Origin of the sequence: Mesorhizobium sp. M0571 (assembly GCF_040320985.1) — a bacterium.
In the GTDB taxonomy this organism is placed as follows: Bacteria; Pseudomonadota; Alphaproteobacteria; order Rhizobiales; family Rhizobiaceae; genus Mesorhizobium.
Window position 1 is genome coordinate 1 of sequence record NZ_JAMYQT010000058.1, and the last position, 15495, is coordinate 15495.

Consider the following 15495-nt stretch of genomic DNA (forward strand, 5'->3'; position numbering starts at 1 on the left):
TAATCTGCATGGCGGATGGCTCCTTTGCTCGGGTTGCCTGACAGCAAACCCACTGTGGCACTCAGATGCCGGGAGCGGGAGCCATCCACCTCATCTGCTTTTGGGATGCGGCTATGGCCTGCTCAACGACCGACATCGGGCGCAAAGCTGCCATTCCGTAGAAAATAAATGCGATCGGCGAGTGGCTGGACCAGCTCTTAAATCGACATTGGCGAACCGCTTCGTAAACCATTGACGAATAACGATTATGTTAGTCGCGGAGGGACGTCGCTTTTTCAACAAAAACAAACAGTTAGTGGGTGGTTCGCCAAACCGTTTCCTTCGTATGTTCTCGTATTCGGTGGCGAACCCTGTGGTGATGACTCCGAATGATGCTCCGCCCGAGCCCTCGCGCAGTCGGAAGCAAAACAACTCTAAGCGCGTAAGACTACGAGTGCTTTGTTTGGGGCGCGCTATCGCAGCACTACGGCGATCCGTAGGCGCCGTGATGATAGATCAGCGCAGGACCGGGCTCTCCGCTCATCACATGGCGGACACTGCCGAGGATCAATGCATGGCTGTGGCGAATGATAGTATCCTCAACCGTGCAATCGACCGCGGCAAGCGCGCCTTCAAGTGCCAGTGCGCCGGTCGCAAGAGCAGACCAGCGAGCTCCGTCATAACGTGCGGAGCCCTTCAAACCACCTCGACCGGCGAAGCGGTCGGCGATTGCACTCTGGTCGGCACGCAGCACGTTCACGCAGAAGTGCCGGTGCCGGTTAATGGCTGCCCAGGTCGACGAGCCCAGATTGATGCTGACGACCATCACCTCAGGTTCGACTGACAAGGAATGGGCGGTGGTAACGGTTGCGCCAGTCCGTTCATCGCCCACACCCGCGGTGATGACGGAAACGGCTCCGGCCAGATGTCGCATCGCAAATTTCAAGGGAATCCGGGATTCAACCAGGGGGATGCGTTCCGTCAGTGTCATCTCGATAGCCTCATCGTTTGCAGATTCACGACGCGTTGCGGCGCAACGCCGTTTGATATCCAAGCCATTGGTAGATTTCGGCGGCGATGCGCTCGGCATGCGCGGTGACTTCGGGAATTCCCATCAATTCGCCGACGCTGCCGCGCGCCAGCGGTCCGCTGACGAAGATATTGTCGGTCGGGCGCCCGGATGCACCGACTGCACGGCCTTGCGGATCGGTCTCCAAGCCGAGACCAATCGGGTCAAGCCGGACCAAGCCCAACTGTCCGAGCTCGGCAATCGCCGTGTTGGTCCTGAAGAGATCGGCATGTGCCGGACCTGTCGTCACGATCACCCTATCGAAAGCCTCGACAACGAAGCTGCGTTCGCCACGCAGCCGCTGCGCAATGCGAATGCGCCCATCGACCACCTCGGCGTCGGCAATCGATGCCGCGCGATAGGCGAGCTTGCCCTCGGCAACGCGTCGATCGAGCACGTCCGCAACCTGCGGCGCGAGGCGGAAGCGATGCACGTCCCAGAGCGCACGAAGATTGCGCGCCACACGTCGCTGCTCGGCTAGCGGCAAAGCCTGCCAGATGGCTTGTCCCTGACGTCGAACGGCATCGAGCACCGGATGCCAGTCTTCGCCCCGACGCTTGGCATCAAGGATCGTTGCCCGGATGCGCCTGAACAGTGCCGTTGCGCTGCGTGAAGGAAGGGTCGTGAAATCACCAATTGGATCGGCCAGCATCGCGGCTTGGCTGCGCGAGCGATAGCCGTGGCGTGACAGCGCGACGATGTGGCCGCGATGCCCCCTGCGGTCGAGCATTGCAATCACGTCCGCCGACGTCAGTCCGGTGCCAACGACCAGGACACGGTCGTCGCGGCCGATCGCTTCCAGCCTCTCGAGATCATAGGGATTGGCCAGCAGCCCGGCTGTGCCAGCCACGGACTTCAGGGGCATCGGCAAGGCCGGCGGCGGATGCGTCGTCGCAATCACCACGGCGTCGGCAGCGAGCGTCCCGCCATCAGCGAGGATCAGACAGTAGCCCTCGCCGGTGCGCTCGACCGATGCGACGGCGGACCTGACATGGCGGATCGTTTTGCTGAGAAGGAAGGGCCGGAGATGAGATTCCACATAGCGCCCGAAAACGCGACGCTGCGGGTAGAGTGCTCCGTAGGCGGCAATAGCCTCGGCATCGTCTACAATGGCTCTGGTCTGCTCCAGCCAGTCGGCAAAGTGGCTGTCCTGGCCGGAGATCAGCGTCATTCTCGACGCCGGCACATTGATACGATGCGCCGGATCGGCCGTGGAATAGGCCAGACCATAGCCGAGCCCCTCGCGGGGCTCGACGACCACGATATCGGATGCACCGGCCGGGAGCAGTCGCGCCAGATGAAACGCAGTCGCCGCACCTGAAAAGCCGCCGCCGACAATCGCTATGATCGGTCCGCTGGCGCTCAAGACTGGCTCGCGCGCAGCGCCGACGGGCGATGGTCGCCGGCCACGGTTTCGCCGAAGGGGCCCATGTTGACGGCCGTCGGCCGCGTTGAGATCTCGTGATCGAGTGGCAACTGCGGCAGCACAAGTTCGCCGAAGCGATAGGCTTCCTCCAGATGCGGGTAACCGGACAGGATGAATGTATCGATGCCTATGCGCCGGTATTCATCGATCCGTTCCGCCACCGTAACCGCATCGCCGACCAGTGCGGTGCCCGCACCGCCGCGCACCAGGCCGACGCCAGCCCACAGGTTCGGGCTGATTTCCAGCTTGTCACGGCGGCCGCCATGCAACCGGCTCATACGCGACTGGCCAACCGAGTCCATGCGCGCGAACACCTTCTGCGCCTCGGCGATCGTCTTGTCGTCCAGACGGCTGATCAGCCGATCGGCATCGGCCCAGGCTTCGTCATTGGTTTCACGGACGATGACATGCAGCCGGATGCCGAAGCTCACCTGGCGTCCGGCTTTCTCGGCAAGGCCGCGCACATGATCGAGCTTGGCGGCGACATGTGCGGGTGGTTCGCCCCAGGTCAGATATTTGTCGATCTGCTCGGCGGCGACCGCATTCGCCGCCTCCGACGAACCACCGAAATAGAGCGGCGGATGCGGCGTCTGCACAGGCGGGAACAGCAGCCTTCCGTCCTCGATGCGGAAGTGCTTGCCTTCGAAGGCAACGGTCTCGCCGCTGAGCACCGCCTTGTAGATGTTGAGGAATTCCCGCGTCACCTCATAGCGCTCGTCATGGCTGAGAAAGATGCCGTCGCCCTTGTTCTCGACTGGGTCGCCACCGGTGACGACATTGATGAGCAGGCGCCCCCCGGAAATGCGATCGAGCGTCGAGGTCATCCGCGCGGCGAGCGTCGGCGATTGCAGGCCCGGCCGCACTGCAACGAGGAAGCGGAGCCGCTGCGTCAACGGCGCCAGCGCCGACGCCACGACCCAGCTGTCCTCGCAACTTCGGCCGGTCGGCAGCAGCGCGCCGTAGTAGCCGATGGCGTCGGCGGCCTTGGCGACCTGGGTCAGATAGGGCAGGTCGACCGCCCTGCCCCCCTCGGAGGTGCCGAGATAGCGGCTGTCGCCATGCGTCGGAAGAAACCACAGGACCTTGATCCTGTCGAGGATGGCAGTGCTCATGAATAGTCCTTTGTGACTTTACGGCGTTCTCGCTCAGCTCCAGGCGTGGAACGGCGGATTGACGTCGTTCAGGTAATAGTTGCCGAGGATCGCGTATTTCCAGCGCACCGGATCGTGCAGCGTGTGGGTGCGGGCGTTGCGCCAGTGACGGTCGAGGTTGTACTCGGCAAGCGTCGAGCGGGTTCCTGCGAGTTCGAATAGCTTGTTGGTGGCATTGATGGCGATCTCGGTGGTGAGGATCTTGGATTCCGCCACCGCGATCTGTGCTTCCGCGACACTCTTCTCGTTGGGGCGGGCCACGGCGCGATCGACTGCAAGCCCGGCCTTATCCAGAACCGCCTCCGCCGCATTGGCCCGCAGGCGGAGGTCACCGACGGCCTGGATCGTATAGGGATCCTGCCAGGCATGATCGACGCCGCTGTCGATCCACGCGCGCGACTTGGTGCGCACGAAGTTGACGGTTTCGTCGATCGCCGCCTTGGCGATGCCGAGATCGACCGCGGCCTGGATTATCTGGAAGATGGCGCCGTCGGCCGTCGGCCGGTCATAGCCCTTGTAGCCCGGGACGAGATGCGTCTTCGGAACCTTCACATTGTCGAGCAGAACGGTGCCGGACAGTGTCGTCTTCTGGCCGAAGCTCGACCAGTCGTCGATGACCGTCAGTCCGGGCGCGCCGCGATCGGCGATGGCATACCAGGCCCGGCCCTCGTCATCGAGCGCCACGATCGGCACCAGATGGGCGAGCAGCGCGCCGCTGGAATAGAATTTCTGGCCGTTGACGACGACATGGTCACCAGCATCGACGAACTTGGTCTCGAAGTCGGCGGCGCGCTTGGAGCCGAACTCGGAGAACGCATTGCCGAAGCGGGTGCCGGACAGAACCTCGGCGAAGAGCAGCTGCTTCTGCGCCTCGTCCGAGACGGTGCGGATGGCGGCGACGACGCCGAGATGGTTCTGCGGAATCTGGCCGAGCGACGGATCGGCCGCCGAGATGATGCTGATCACCTTTGACAGCGTCACATAGGAGAGCTCCGGTCCGCCATAGGCCTTCGGCACATTGATCGACCACAGGCCGCTCTGCGAGAAGGCGTCGAGTTCCTCCTTCGGCCAGATGCGCTCGCGGTCCCGCTTTGAGGCTTCCCGGGCGAAGTCGGCAGCCAGTTTTTCCGCTAAAGCGATCGCCTCGGCATCGGTCTTGATGACATGCGCTTTGGCCGACGGACGCTCGACCGGCGGCACAGCCTGGCGGATATCGGACGGCTGCTTGGATTGGATGGTCATGCTGCGGTCTCCTTGGGGATATGGTCGGATGGAAGCGGCGAGCCGCCGAGATAGTAGGTCTTGATGTCGGCGCGCTGCCGCAGTTCGGCCGCCGGTCCCTCCAGCACGCTGATGCCGTTTTCCAGCACAGTGGCGCGGTCGGCATGTTTCAGCGCAACCGCCGAATTCTGTTCGGCGACGAGGATCGACAGGCCCTCGTCGCGGTTGAGCCGCTTCAAGGCGTTGAAGATCTCCTCGACAATCAGCGGCGCCAGCCCCATCGAAGGCTCGTCCAACACGAAGAGTTTCGGCCGCGACATCAGACCCCGGCCGATTGCCGTCATCTGCTGCTCGCCGCCGGAGGTGAGGCCGGAACGGGTTCGCCGCTTCTCGGAGAGCCTGGGGAAAAGCGCATAGACACGGTCGAGGTCGGCCTTGACGCCGGTGCGGGAGGACGAGCGCCCGAGCGCGCCGGTCAGAAGGTTCTCCTCAACGGTCAGCGAGCGGAAGCAGTGCCGGCCCTCGAGAACCTGGACTAGGCCCTTGCGGACGAGGTGCGAGGGGCTTGCCCTGGAGACATCCTCGCCGTCGAAGGTGATCCGGCCGGAGGTGATGGCGCCGCGCTCGGCCAGGAGGAGATTGGATACGGCCCGCAAAAGCGTCGTCTTGCCGGCGCCGTTGGAGCCGAGCAAGGCGACGATCTCGCCCTTGCCGACAGTCAGGTCGACGCCGTGCAGGGCGGCAATGGCGCCGTTATAGACGGCTTCGACGCGACTGACCGACAGGATCGGGCTTTCCGGGCTGGACATTGTTGACTCCGCTGGGAGGATGGATGGCGCGGCCGGCCAGATTGTCGGCCGCGCCATGCCGAACTCAGTTGCTGACCACCGCTTCGGCATCCTCGGCCGTGCGGATCTTGATGCCCTTTTCCTTGGCATAGGCCTCGGACGACTTCTCGATGATCGGGCGCAGCAGCTTCCAGTCGGGCGCGATCCAGTCGGAGACGACGTTCCACTTCTTGCCGTCCCACTGCTGGAAGGTCACATAGCCGTCACCTTCGTGATTGTCCCAGGAGACGTTGATCGAGTGGAACAGGTCCTTGGCGCCCAGCGCCTCGACACGGGCCGGGTCAAGCTTGAGATGCTCGAAGCCCCAGCGGACTTCGTCGCCAGTGAGCGTGCGGTTGCCGAATTTGGCCTGCGCGATGCGAACCGCCTCGACATTGAGGATGCCGTTGACGATGCCGAGATTGTGGTAGACCGAGCCGATGCGGCTCTTGTCCTCGAGATTGCCCTTTCCGGCGCCGTAGACCGTTTTGACGATCTCCTGGACAACCGGATACTGCTCGCCAGACGCCTGGGTGGTGATGGCCGTATAGCCCTTGGCGGCGTCGCCGGCGGGGATCACGTCCTCCTCGGAGTTGGACCAGACATTGCCGACGATGTGATCGGCCGGGAAGCCGGTCTTCTGCGCCGTCTTCAGGGCGACCGGGTTCATCACGCCCCAGCCGCGCAGCACCACATAGTCGGGATGCTCGCGACGGATCGTCAGCCACTGCGCCTGCTGTTCGTTGCCGGGATGCGGAACCTCGATCTGCGACAGCTCGAAGCCGTATTTCTGCGAAAGCAATTCATAGATCGGGATCGTCTCCTTGCCGTAGGGCGAGCCGTGATAGAGCACCACGATCTTCTTGCCCTTGAGCTTGTCCAGGCCGCCTTCCTTGGAGGCGATGTAGTTCACGATGCCTGAGGTCTCGCTGTAGGGATTGAGCAGCAGCGGGAAGACGTAAGGGAACACGCGCCCGTCCGTCGTGTCGGTGCGGCCGTGGTTGATGGTGATCAGTGGCACCTTGTCGTCGGTGATACGGTCGATCATGGCATAGGCGATGCCGACCGAAAGCGGGTTCCAGGCAGCGATGCCGGGATTGCTCTTCAACCGCTCATAGACCTCGACGCCCTTCTCGACCTCATACTGCGTCTCGCCTTCGCTCCAGGTCAGCTTGACGCCGTTGACGCCGCCGTCGCGGATGTTGATCAGGTTGAGATAGTCGATGAAGCCACCGAAGAAGCCGGTGCCGCCGGCGGCATAGGGGCCGACGCGGTAGCTCTGCAGAGGAAAATACTGTTCGTCGGCGTGAACCGCCGTCGCGCCGAGGACGAAGGCCGTGGCGATCGCCGCTTTTCGTAGGTGACTGAAGAGGGTCATGGGTTGCGTCTCCTGAGGTTTGTGGTCCGTGAGAGGATGTCGAGCGGCGCTCAGCTGGACCTTGAGCCGATCCGTCGTTTCAGGCGGTCGAAGAGGGCCGACAGCCCGTTCGGTTCCGCGATGAGGAAGATGATGATGAGCGCGCCGAGGACGATGCGCTGGCTCATGTCGAGCACACCCGAATCGAACAGGCCACCGAACACGAAGGCGCCGAGCCGGGACAGAAAGAGCGGGAGGACGACGATGAACGCCGCCCCCAGCAACGCGCCGCGTATCGAGGCCAGCCCACCGATGATGATGATGAACAGGATCTGGAACGAGCGGTCTAGATTGAAGCCGGCCGGCTCGACAGTGCGCAGATAGGTGAAGGCCCACAGCACGCCGGCGACGCCGATGATGAAGGACGAGATGGCGAACGCCAGCAGCTTGGTCTTCAGCACAGGGACGCCGATCACCCGCGCGGCGGTTTCGTTGTCGCGCACGGCGATGAAATTGCGGCCGGTCGCGCTGTTGACCAGGCGCCAGACCAGCGCCGTGAGCACGATGACTGTGGTGACCGAGAGCAGGTATCGGCCTGTCGCGCCGTCGAGCGACAGCCCGGCGACGGCAAGGTGCGGCGCCGAGATCACTCCGGATGGGTTGTCGTTGGAGAACCAGCCGAACTTGGTCAGCGCCCACTGCACGAAGAACTGGGCGGCGAGCGTCGAGACGGCGAGATAGAAGCCGCGCAGGCGCAGGCTCGGCAATCCGAACACGACGCCGATGCCGGCGGCCGAAATCCCGGCCAGGATCATGGTTGCAGCCAGCGGCAGTCCTTCGACCCGAAGGTTGAAATTGTAGGCGGCGAAAGCGCCGACCGCCATGAAGGCGGAGGAGCCCAGCGAAAGCTGGCCGCAATAGCCGGTCAAAAGGTTGAGGCCGACCGCCGCCAGGCTGAGCGCCAGGAACGGCAACAGGATCGCCTCGACGAGATAGCTCGACGCATAGGCGGGGATCAGGCCGTAGGGGACGGCAATCAGGGCGGCCGGCAGAGCTAACTTCTGCCAGTCGATTGGACGCCTTGCGGCATCGAGCGCTTGGACGGCCATCGGTCAGACCCTTTCGACAGTCTTCTGGCCAAACAGGCCGGAGGGACGCACCAGCAGGACGACCAGCGCCAGCGCATAGGCGAACCAGCCTTCGATGCCGCCACCGACAAAGGGTCCGAGGTAGACCTCGGCGAGCTTCTCGCTGGCGCCGATGATGAGGCCGCCGACGATGGCGCCGAGGATAGAATCGAAGCCGCCAAGCACCAGCACCGGCAGCGCCTTCAGCACGATCAGCGACAGCGAGAACTGGACGCCGAGGCGCGCGCCCCACAAAAGCCCCGCGACCAGCGCCACGAACCCCGCGGCCGTCCACACCGTTCCCCAGATCCGGGGCAGCCGCAGCCCGACGGCGAGCGCCGCGAACTGGTCGTCTGCGACGGCGCGAAACGCTAGGCCGATGCGGGTCCAATAGAAGAATGCGCTCAAGCCGGCGACCATCGCCGCGGCAATGCCTGCAGCAAGAAGATCGAACGACGAGATCAGGATGCCGCCGACCTCGAACGGCGTGTCGTCGATGCCGAGATCGAGCCCGTGCACCTGCGTGCCCCACACCAACTGGGCAGCGCCTTCGATGATGTAAGACAGGCCAAGCGTGGCCATGAACAGCGTCATCGGCGAGCGATTGACCAGCGGCCTCAGCACAGTTCGCTCGATGGTGAAGCCCAGCGCAACCATGACCGCGAGGGTAATGAGCAGCGAAAGCGCAAACGGGATGCCGCGTTCGACAAGGCTGACAAAGGTGAGTGCGGCGAACAGCACCATCGACCCTTGCGCGAAGTTCAGCACGCCCGACGTCTTGTAGATCAGCACGAAACCGATGGCGACGAGCGAATACATGACGCCTGAGAGCAAGCCACCGACCAGCACCTCGATGACGAAGAGGAAATCATAGTAGCTCATCAGATGCCCTCGCCATCTTCGCCTTCGGCGGTGCCGATATAGGCCCGGATCACCGCCGGATTGGCCCTGACCTCGGCCGGTGTCCCGTCGGCGATCTTGCGGCCGTAGTCGAGCACGGCGACGCGGTCGGAGAGCCCCATGACCACGCCGATATCGTGTTCGATCAGGATGATGGTGACGTCGTGCCGGTCGCGCGCTGCGCGCACGAAACCGGCCATCTCGGCCTTCTCGGTCGCCGTCATGCCGGCCATCGGCTCGTCGAGCAGCAGGATCTTCGGCTCGGCGACGAGCGCGCGCGCCAGTTCGACCCGCTTCTGCAGGCCGTAGGGCAGCGTCGCGACCAGGCGATCGGCGACGGCCTCGAGATGCAGGAAGGCGATTGTCTGGTCGACCTTTTCAGCGATCGCGGCATCTTCGCGCCGGGCGCGCGGCAGACCGGCAATATGTTCGACGAAGCTGGCGCGCCGGGTGTGGACGCGGCCCGACGCGATGTTGTCGCGCACTGAAAGCCCACCGAACAGTGCCAAGTTCTGGAAGGTGCGCGCGACGCCGAGCCGTGCCAGACGGCTTGCCGACACCCGGGAAAAGGACTGGCCATCGATCGCGATCTTGCCCTGATCGGCGTGATAGAGGCCGCTGATGATATTGATCAGCGAGGATTTGCCGGCGCCATTGGGACCGATCACAGCGCGAATCTCGCGGCTTTTGACCTCGAGGTCGACATCCCGCAGTGCCGTGACGCCACCAAAGGAAATGCTGATCCCGCCCAGCGCCAGGATCGCATCAGCCTTTGCCGACAGGCGCGCCGGGCGCGTGTCCTCGACGGGACCAGCACCAGCAAGAATGCCGGAAATTTCGGGCGCGCGCTCGTATGCGGCGGCTCCCAGCGAAGCACCAATCATGAAACGTTCCTGATTTTGAAGGCGTGCCGGCGGCGGCCTGATGGCCGCGCCTGTCCTATTCCGCGGCGACAAGCTCCCTGTCGCGCGCCGCTTCCAGTTCGCGCACCAGAGGGATGACGCGCTTGCCGAAGAACTCGACCTCTTCCTGGAAATGCAGGAAGCCGAGCAGGATCAGATCCGCGCCGGCATCCTTCAGCTTGAGGATGCGTTCGGCAATCTGTTCCGGCGTGCCGATGAGATTGCTGCGGAAGCCGTCATTGTATTGGACAAGATCCTCGAAGGAGGACTTCGCCCAGTTGCCTTCGCCTTCCGGCGAGGCCTTGCCGGCATTCTTGACCTGATCGGCGAAACCCTGCACCGCCTCCGGATTGGCCTTGGCGATGATCTCGTCGAGCACGGTGCGCGCTTCTGCCTCGGTTTCGCGAGCGATGGCAAAGGCGTTTACGCCGATCTTCACCTTGTGGCCATTGGCCTTCGCTTTGGTCTTGATGTCGTCAACCTGCTTCTTGATCTCTTCCGGCGTGTTGCCGTTGGTGAAATACCAGTCGGAAACCCGCGCAGCCATGTCGCGCGCCGCGCGCGATGAGCCGCCTTGGAAGATCTCCGGCTGCGGATCGATCGGCTTCGGCTTCATCGAGTAGTTGGTGAAGCGATAGAAGTCGCCCTTTAGCGTGAAATTATCCTCGGTCCAGATGCCGCGCAGCGCACGGATGAATTCCTCCGAGCGGCGATAGCGCTCGTCATGGTCGAGCCACAGCTCGCCGATGGCGGCGAACTCACCGCGGAACCAGCCGCTCACGACATTGACCGCGACACGGCCATTGGTCAGGTGGTTGATGGTGGCTATCTGCTTGGCCGCCAGCGCTGGATTCCATGGGCCGGGCAGGATCGCCGCGATGACTTTCAGTGTTCTGGTCGCCGCAAGCAAGGCGTGGCTGAACGATACGGATTCGTGCTGGTTGTCGGCGCCATAGCCGGCCGTGAAGCGTATCTGGCTCAGCGCGTAGTCGAAGCCGTTGGCCTCGGCGATCTGGGCGAGCTTGCGGTTATAGTCGATGTCCCAGCCTGTCCGCTGCTCGATGTTGGAGATGACAAGGCCGCCCGAGACGTTCGGGACCCAGTAGGCGAATTTCACGTTGTCGGAATTCGAGGTCATTTCGTTCGTTTCCCCTTTTGATTGGCTTCAACCGATGCGCGTGGCGACGGCAGCGTTTGCATGACTGGAATTAAGCAAGGAGACCGCTTCGGTAGCGGCCCGTGAGATGCGATCGATAATCGCCGCGCCGACGATCTTGGCATCGACGAAATCGTCGGGCGCGCCGTAGACGCCGGTCGGGACGGTGACGGCCCCGAAAAAACCGAACAATGGCCTGAGCTGATGTTCGAGAACCAGGCCATGGTATGGACTTCCGCCTGTTGCCGCGAGAAGCACGGTCTTGCCAGCCAGCGCACGATAGTCGACGAGGTCAAACAGGTGCTTGAGGGCCCCGGAGCAGGAAGCCCGATAGACAGGCGTTCCGACCACGAGAAGGTCGGCCTTCTCGACACGCTGGATGATCGCTTCGCCAGACGCGCCGAGCGCGCGACGAGACAGCCCGGCGAAAATCGAAGGCGCCGCCTCGGTGATTTCGATCAGGCCGGTGTCTGCCGGGACGCGCAAGGCGACTGCCTTGACCAGCGCGTTGACCACCGCGGTAGTGCGCGATGGTGTGCTTACGCCGCCGGATATTCCGAGAACCGATAGCCGTGCCAACTCGTCAATCTCCCAGACCCCGCATGCGCATTGGGTCATTTCCAAACCGGGGCAGACGATATTCGACAAAATCTATAGAGATAAGGAACTAGGTTTCGATTTTTCAGCCGCGCGGAGAAAAATGCCGTTCTGCTCATGGATCGGTAGCAATGTCCGTATGGCGAGCAGACCGAAGCTCAGGCCATCAATACGGCTTCGCATTCATCCATCGACATTTTCAAACGCGCCTATGCCTTGGGCAATAAGGTTCGTTGCCATGACCAGTGAAACGATCGCGCCGGAGTTGAAGACGACGACCCACCATTTGCCACCGGTCAGGAAGCCGTAGCCGTCGGCGACGGCTAGCCCCCAATCGGCGGAAGGCGGCTGGATGCCGAGACCGAGAAAACTCAATGTCGCGATCGAGAAGAACGCATATCCCAGCCGGGTGACGAGCTCGATGAGGATCGTTTCCCTGATATTGGGCAGGATCTCCAGGAACATGATGGCAAGCGAGCCTTCGCCGCCAAGTCGGGCGGCGCTGACATAGTCACGCTGCTTCTGCTCGCGCACGGCGGCGCGAACGGTCCTGGCCACCAGGGGCGCGTAAGCGATGCCGATCACCAGAACGACGGTGAGGTTCGATGACCCGATCGCCACAAGCGTCATGGTGACGAGAACGATGAACGGAAACGCCATCAGCGTATCAAGCAGCCGCGCGCCGATGGCATCGACCAGGCCGTCGAAATAGCCGAGCACCAGCCCGATGATGCTGCCGGCGGCAACGCCGGCCAGCGTGGCCAGCGGCGCAACCACCAGGATATCGCGCGATCCGACGACGATGCGGGACAGCACGTCGCGGCCGAGCTGATCGGTCCCGAACCAGTGCAAGGCATCGGGCGGCGTCAGCATCGCCAGAAAATCCTCTGCATAGGGGTCGTATGGAACGAAGAGATTGCCGAGCAGCGCGCAAGTGATCCAGAAAAGCAGCAGCAGCGATCCGACCACGACCGACGGGGCCAGTCCGGAAAAGGCGCCGCGGATCCTGCGCAATGCCGACAGGCCTATAGCCGCGCGCGGTGGCACGGGAAATTCCGCCAGATCCGTCATGACGAGGTCCGGCGGCGTTGCCGCGGATCGAGCAAGGCCAGCACGAGGTCGCCTGTCGCCGCCGACAGGACGAAGATTGCCGCCATCACCAGGACGCCGGCTTCAAGCATCGGGAAATCGCGGGCCTTGGCCGCGTTCAGAACCAGATTGCCAAGGCCCTGGATGCCGAACAAAGCTTCGATCACCACCAGCCCGCCAAGGAGGTATCCGGTCTGGGTCGCAAGAACGGCGATGGTCGGCGTCAGCGCATTGCGCAGCACGTGCCGAAAAATGATCTCGCGCCGATCGAGCCCTTTCAGGACGGCGGTGCGCGTATAGTCGGCGGCCATTGCCTCGATCACACCTGCCCGCGTCATCCGGGCGATATAGCCGGCAAGGTTCAGCACCAGCGGCAGCGCCGGCAGGATCAAATAATAGCCATTTATCCAAAAGCCCGCGCCATCTGGCGCAACCCCTGAGATCGGAAACCAGTTGAGCCACAGGCCGAAGACGATAAGCAGCATCAGGCCGGAAACAAAATCCGGAACGATGCCGAAGGAAACGCCTGCCATCACGATCAGCCGGTCGATCACGCGGCCCGCATTGAGGCCGGCGATGACGCCGGCGCCGACGCCCAGCGGAACGAGGAAGACCAGGATGATGCCGGCAAGTGCCGCGGAACGTTTGAGGCTTTCCAGCACGAACGGCGCGACCGGCGCGCGCATCGACAGCGAGGTGCCGAAGTCACCAGTGACAGCCTTGCTGAACCAGCGCCAGTATTGGACAAAGACCGGCTGGTCGGCGCCCAGCCGCCTGTTCAGTTCCGCCACCGCTTGCGCATCGGCAAAGGGCCCAAGCATAACGCGGCCGACATCGCCGGGCAGAACCTGCCCGGCAAGAAAGACCAGGATACTGACCAGCCATAGCGTGAGCAGCAGTGTGCCGACGCGCGTTGATAGGATGCGGCCGCTCACCATCGAGTTTTGCCGCCTCGCCCAAAACCTGTCCCATCCCGATGGAATCGGGATGGGGCTCTATCTCCGTTTTCGAGCATCATGCCTGGACAAAGGAAACGCGGTCGAGCAGCAGATGCGAGATCGCCGTGAAGCGGACGCCCTCAACCTTCGAGCTGACGATCCGGCTGTATTGCGAGAAGTAGCCGATGATCAGCGGCGTCTCGTCGAGCAGCAAGGTCTGGATCTTGCCGGCGGCAAGGCGCTGCGCCTGGAGGTCACGCGCCTTGCTGTAATCGAGCAGCAGCGCGTCATAGGCCGGGTTGTTGAAATGCGCCGCGTTCCAGGCTCCCGAACTCTTGAGCGTTGCGTTGAGGACGATGTCGGGGGTGCCGCGATGGCCGAAATCGGTGATGCCGAGATTGGAATCGAGCCAGGGCGAGCTGCCGAATTTGGCCGATCCGTAATAGGCGTCCTGCGGCAACACATTGAGCTTGATGTCGATGCCGGCCTTCTTGGCGAAGTTCTGGATCAACACCGCGTAGTCGGGAATGTCATAGGCCCGTTCAGTGGTCAGCGTCACCTCGAAACCATTGGGCACGCCGGCTTTACCAAGCAGCCGCTTGGCCTCGGCGATGTCCTGCTTGCGCTGCGGCACCGACGGATCAGCCGAGGGGAAGATCGGCGCGAACGGGGTGTCGTTACCGACGACGGCGCGGCCCTTCAGCAGGCCCTTCACCACCGCCTCGCGATCGAGGGTCAGCGCCAGCGCGCGGCGGACCCGCTTGTCGGTGAACGGCGCCTGGTCGTTCCGCAGATGCACCTCGTCATGCGAGCTTGCCTGCACGCTGAGGAGCTTGAAGTTGGGATTGCCCTCGATCGCCAGTTCAAGGCGCGTCGTGCTCGGGATGACGTCGAGCTGGCCGGCCTGCAGCGCCAGCACCTGGGCCTGCTCATCGTCGAAGAACTTGATCTCGACCCGGTCAGGCAATGCCTTGTCGCCCCAGTAATCGGTGTTGCGCACGAAGCTGGCGCCTTGCTTGGGACGGAAGGATTCGAGCTTGAACGGGCCTGTGCCATTGAAAGTCTTCTCGAAATCACCGGCATAGTCGGCCGGCAGGATGACGGCATTATAGACGTCGGAGGAGACATAGAACGGGAAGTTGCTGTTCGGACCGTCGAGATCGAAGGCGACGGTTTCATCGTCGACCAGCTTGGCGCCACCCTTGGACAGGATGCCCTTGTAGGCCGACAGCGCCGACGAGCCGCTGGCCGGATCGACCAGCCGCTCGAAGCTCGCCACCACGTCCTTGGCGGTGACCGCGCGGCCATCGTGGAACTTCACCCCTGGCCGCAATTTGAAGGTCCAGCGGCTGGCTGTCTCGTTGGCCTCCCAGGAGAGAGCGAGCTTCGGCTGCAGCCCGTCCTTCGGATCGTCGAGGATCAAATACTCGCCGACTTGGCTGAGCACCCCGATGCTGGCCGGATCGGTGACCGTGACGGGATCGATGGCCTTGGTCGGCTGGCCGAGCCCGACACGGACCGTGCCGCCGGCGGAGGCTGCAGCGCGCGCGCCGCCGAGCCCTTGCGATGCGGCAAAGCCGGTCAGGCCGAGCAGCGCTGCATATTTCAGGAGATCGCGGCGCTTGAGAAAACCGCCCTGATATTCGTCGACGGCGACATTCCAGATGTCCCCCGAAAGATTGCGCAGTGCGTCGATGTCGTTGCGTTTGGTCATGTTGAAACCCCTGTCTGAAATGATGGTTGGAAATGATGCTAA

The 15495-nt window shown here is 63.1% G+C and carries 14 protein-coding genes; all 14 read right to left on the bottom strand.

Features of this window, described 5'->3' with window-relative positions; genetic code table 11:
• Positions 1–463: 463 nt before the first annotated feature.
• Positions 464–970 (bottom strand): flavin reductase family protein, encoded by a 507-nt coding sequence (locus tag NKI85_RS32855; protein ID WP_352531501.1) that lies wholly within the window; start codon positions 968–970, stop codon positions 464–466.
• 25 nt (positions 971–995) lie between these two features.
• Positions 996–2414 carry an FAD/NAD(P)-binding protein gene (locus NKI85_RS32860; RefSeq protein ID WP_352780136.1) on the bottom strand — a complete coding sequence of 473 codons (1419 nt, stop codon included), beginning with the start codon at positions 2412–2414 and terminating at the stop codon, positions 996–998.
• Positions 2411–3586, bottom strand: a complete 1176-nt coding sequence (gene ssuD / locus NKI85_RS32865; protein ID WP_352780138.1) for an FMNH2-dependent alkanesulfonate monooxygenase — start codon at positions 3584–3586, stop codon at positions 2411–2413. The genes NKI85_RS32860 and ssuD overlap by 4 nt, the downstream gene beginning before the upstream one ends.
• A 33-nt stretch (positions 3587–3619) precedes the next feature.
• Positions 3620–4867 carry an SfnB family sulfur acquisition oxidoreductase gene (locus NKI85_RS32870; RefSeq protein WP_352780140.1) on the bottom strand — a complete coding sequence of 416 codons (1248 nt, stop codon included), beginning with the start codon at positions 4865–4867 and terminating at the stop codon, positions 3620–3622.
• Positions 4864–5655, bottom strand: a complete 792-nt coding sequence (locus NKI85_RS32875) for an ABC transporter ATP-binding protein (protein WP_352780142.1) — start codon at positions 5653–5655, stop codon at positions 4864–4866. Before NKI85_RS32875 ends, NKI85_RS32870 begins: the two co-directional genes overlap by 4 nt.
• A 64-nt stretch (positions 5656–5719) precedes the next feature.
• Positions 5720–7051, bottom strand: a complete 1332-nt coding sequence (locus NKI85_RS32880; protein WP_352780144.1) for an ABC transporter substrate-binding protein — start codon at positions 7049–7051, stop codon at positions 5720–5722.
• Between the two features lie 50 nt (positions 7052–7101).
• On the bottom strand, positions 7102–8139 hold the full coding sequence (locus tag NKI85_RS32885; RefSeq protein WP_352780145.1) for a branched-chain amino acid ABC transporter permease: 1038 nt from the start codon (positions 8137–8139) through the stop codon (positions 7102–7104).
• 3 nt (positions 8140–8142) lie between these two features.
• Complete coding sequence (locus tag NKI85_RS32890) at positions 8143–9039, bottom strand: branched-chain amino acid ABC transporter permease (protein ID WP_023722895.1); 897 nt, start codon at positions 9037–9039, stop codon at positions 8143–8145.
• On the bottom strand, positions 9039–9941 hold the full coding sequence (locus NKI85_RS32895; RefSeq protein WP_352531517.1) for an ABC transporter ATP-binding protein: 903 nt from the start codon (positions 9939–9941) through the stop codon (positions 9039–9041). Before NKI85_RS32895 ends, NKI85_RS32890 begins: the two co-directional genes overlap by 1 nt.
• 55 nt (positions 9942–9996) lie before the next feature.
• The gene (gene sfnG / locus NKI85_RS32900; RefSeq protein WP_352780146.1) at positions 9997–11097 is read right to left on the bottom strand and encodes a dimethylsulfone monooxygenase SfnG; all 1101 of its coding nucleotides are present in this window, start codon (positions 11095–11097) and stop codon (positions 9997–9999) included.
• Positions 11098–11124: 27 nt separating this feature from the next.
• Positions 11125–11694, bottom strand: coding sequence for an NAD(P)H-dependent oxidoreductase (locus NKI85_RS32905; RefSeq protein WP_352780148.1), 570 nt, complete (start codon positions 11692–11694; stop codon positions 11125–11127).
• 201 nt (positions 11695–11895) lie between these two features.
• Positions 11896–12783, bottom strand: a complete 888-nt coding sequence (locus NKI85_RS32910; RefSeq protein ID WP_352780149.1) for an ABC transporter permease — start codon at positions 12781–12783, stop codon at positions 11896–11898.
• Positions 12780–13739 (bottom strand): ABC transporter permease, encoded by a 960-nt coding sequence (locus NKI85_RS32915; protein WP_352780150.1) that lies wholly within the window; start codon positions 13737–13739, stop codon positions 12780–12782. The genes NKI85_RS32910 and NKI85_RS32915 overlap by 4 nt, the downstream gene beginning before the upstream one ends.
• A 76-nt stretch (positions 13740–13815) precedes the next feature.
• Positions 13816–15453, bottom strand: a complete 1638-nt coding sequence (locus NKI85_RS32920) for an ABC transporter substrate-binding protein (RefSeq protein ID WP_352780151.1) — start codon at positions 15451–15453, stop codon at positions 13816–13818.
• Between the last annotated feature and the right edge of the window lie 42 nt (positions 15454–15495).

What these genes read in the sequence shown, in the direction of transcription:
- NKI85_RS32855 (WP_352531501.1), bottom strand. Translation starts at nt 970, where the DNA reads ATGACACTGACGGAACGCATCCCCCTGGTTGAATCCCGGATTCCCTTG.
- ssuD (WP_352780138.1), bottom strand. Translation starts at nt 3,586, where the DNA reads ATGAGCACTGCCATCCTCGACAGGATCAAGGTCCTGTGGTTTCTTCCG.
- NKI85_RS32870 (WP_352780140.1), bottom strand. Translation starts at nt 4,867, where the DNA reads ATGACCATCCAATCCAAGCAGCCGTCCGATATCCGCCAGGCTGTGCCG.
- NKI85_RS32875 (WP_352780142.1), bottom strand. Translation starts at nt 5,655, where the DNA reads ATGTCCAGCCCGGAAAGCCCGATCCTGTCGGTCAGTCGCGTCGAAGCC.
- NKI85_RS32880 (WP_352780144.1), bottom strand. Translation starts at nt 7,051, where the DNA reads ATGACCCTCTTCAGTCACCTACGAAAAGCGGCGATCGCCACGGCCTTC.
- NKI85_RS32885 (WP_352780145.1), bottom strand. Translation starts at nt 8,139, where the DNA reads ATGGCCGTCCAAGCGCTCGATGCCGCAAGGCGTCCAATCGACTGGCAG.
- NKI85_RS32890 (WP_023722895.1), bottom strand. Translation starts at nt 9,039, where the DNA reads ATGAGCTACTATGATTTCCTCTTCGTCATCGAGGTGCTGGTCGGTGGC.
- NKI85_RS32895 (WP_352531517.1), bottom strand. Translation starts at nt 9,941, where the DNA reads ATGATTGGTGCTTCGCTGGGAGCCGCCGCATACGAGCGCGCGCCCGAA.
- sfnG (WP_352780146.1), bottom strand. Translation starts at nt 11,097, where the DNA reads ATGACCTCGAATTCCGACAACGTGAAATTCGCCTACTGGGTCCCGAAC.
- NKI85_RS32910 (WP_352780149.1), bottom strand. Translation starts at nt 12,783, where the DNA reads ATGACGGATCTGGCGGAATTTCCCGTGCCACCGCGCGCGGCTATAGGC.
- NKI85_RS32915 (WP_352780150.1), bottom strand. Translation starts at nt 13,739, where the DNA reads ATGGTGAGCGGCCGCATCCTATCAACGCGCGTCGGCACACTGCTGCTC.
- NKI85_RS32920 (WP_352780151.1), bottom strand. Translation starts at nt 15,453, where the DNA reads ATGACCAAACGCAACGACATCGACGCACTGCGCAATCTTTCGGGGGAC.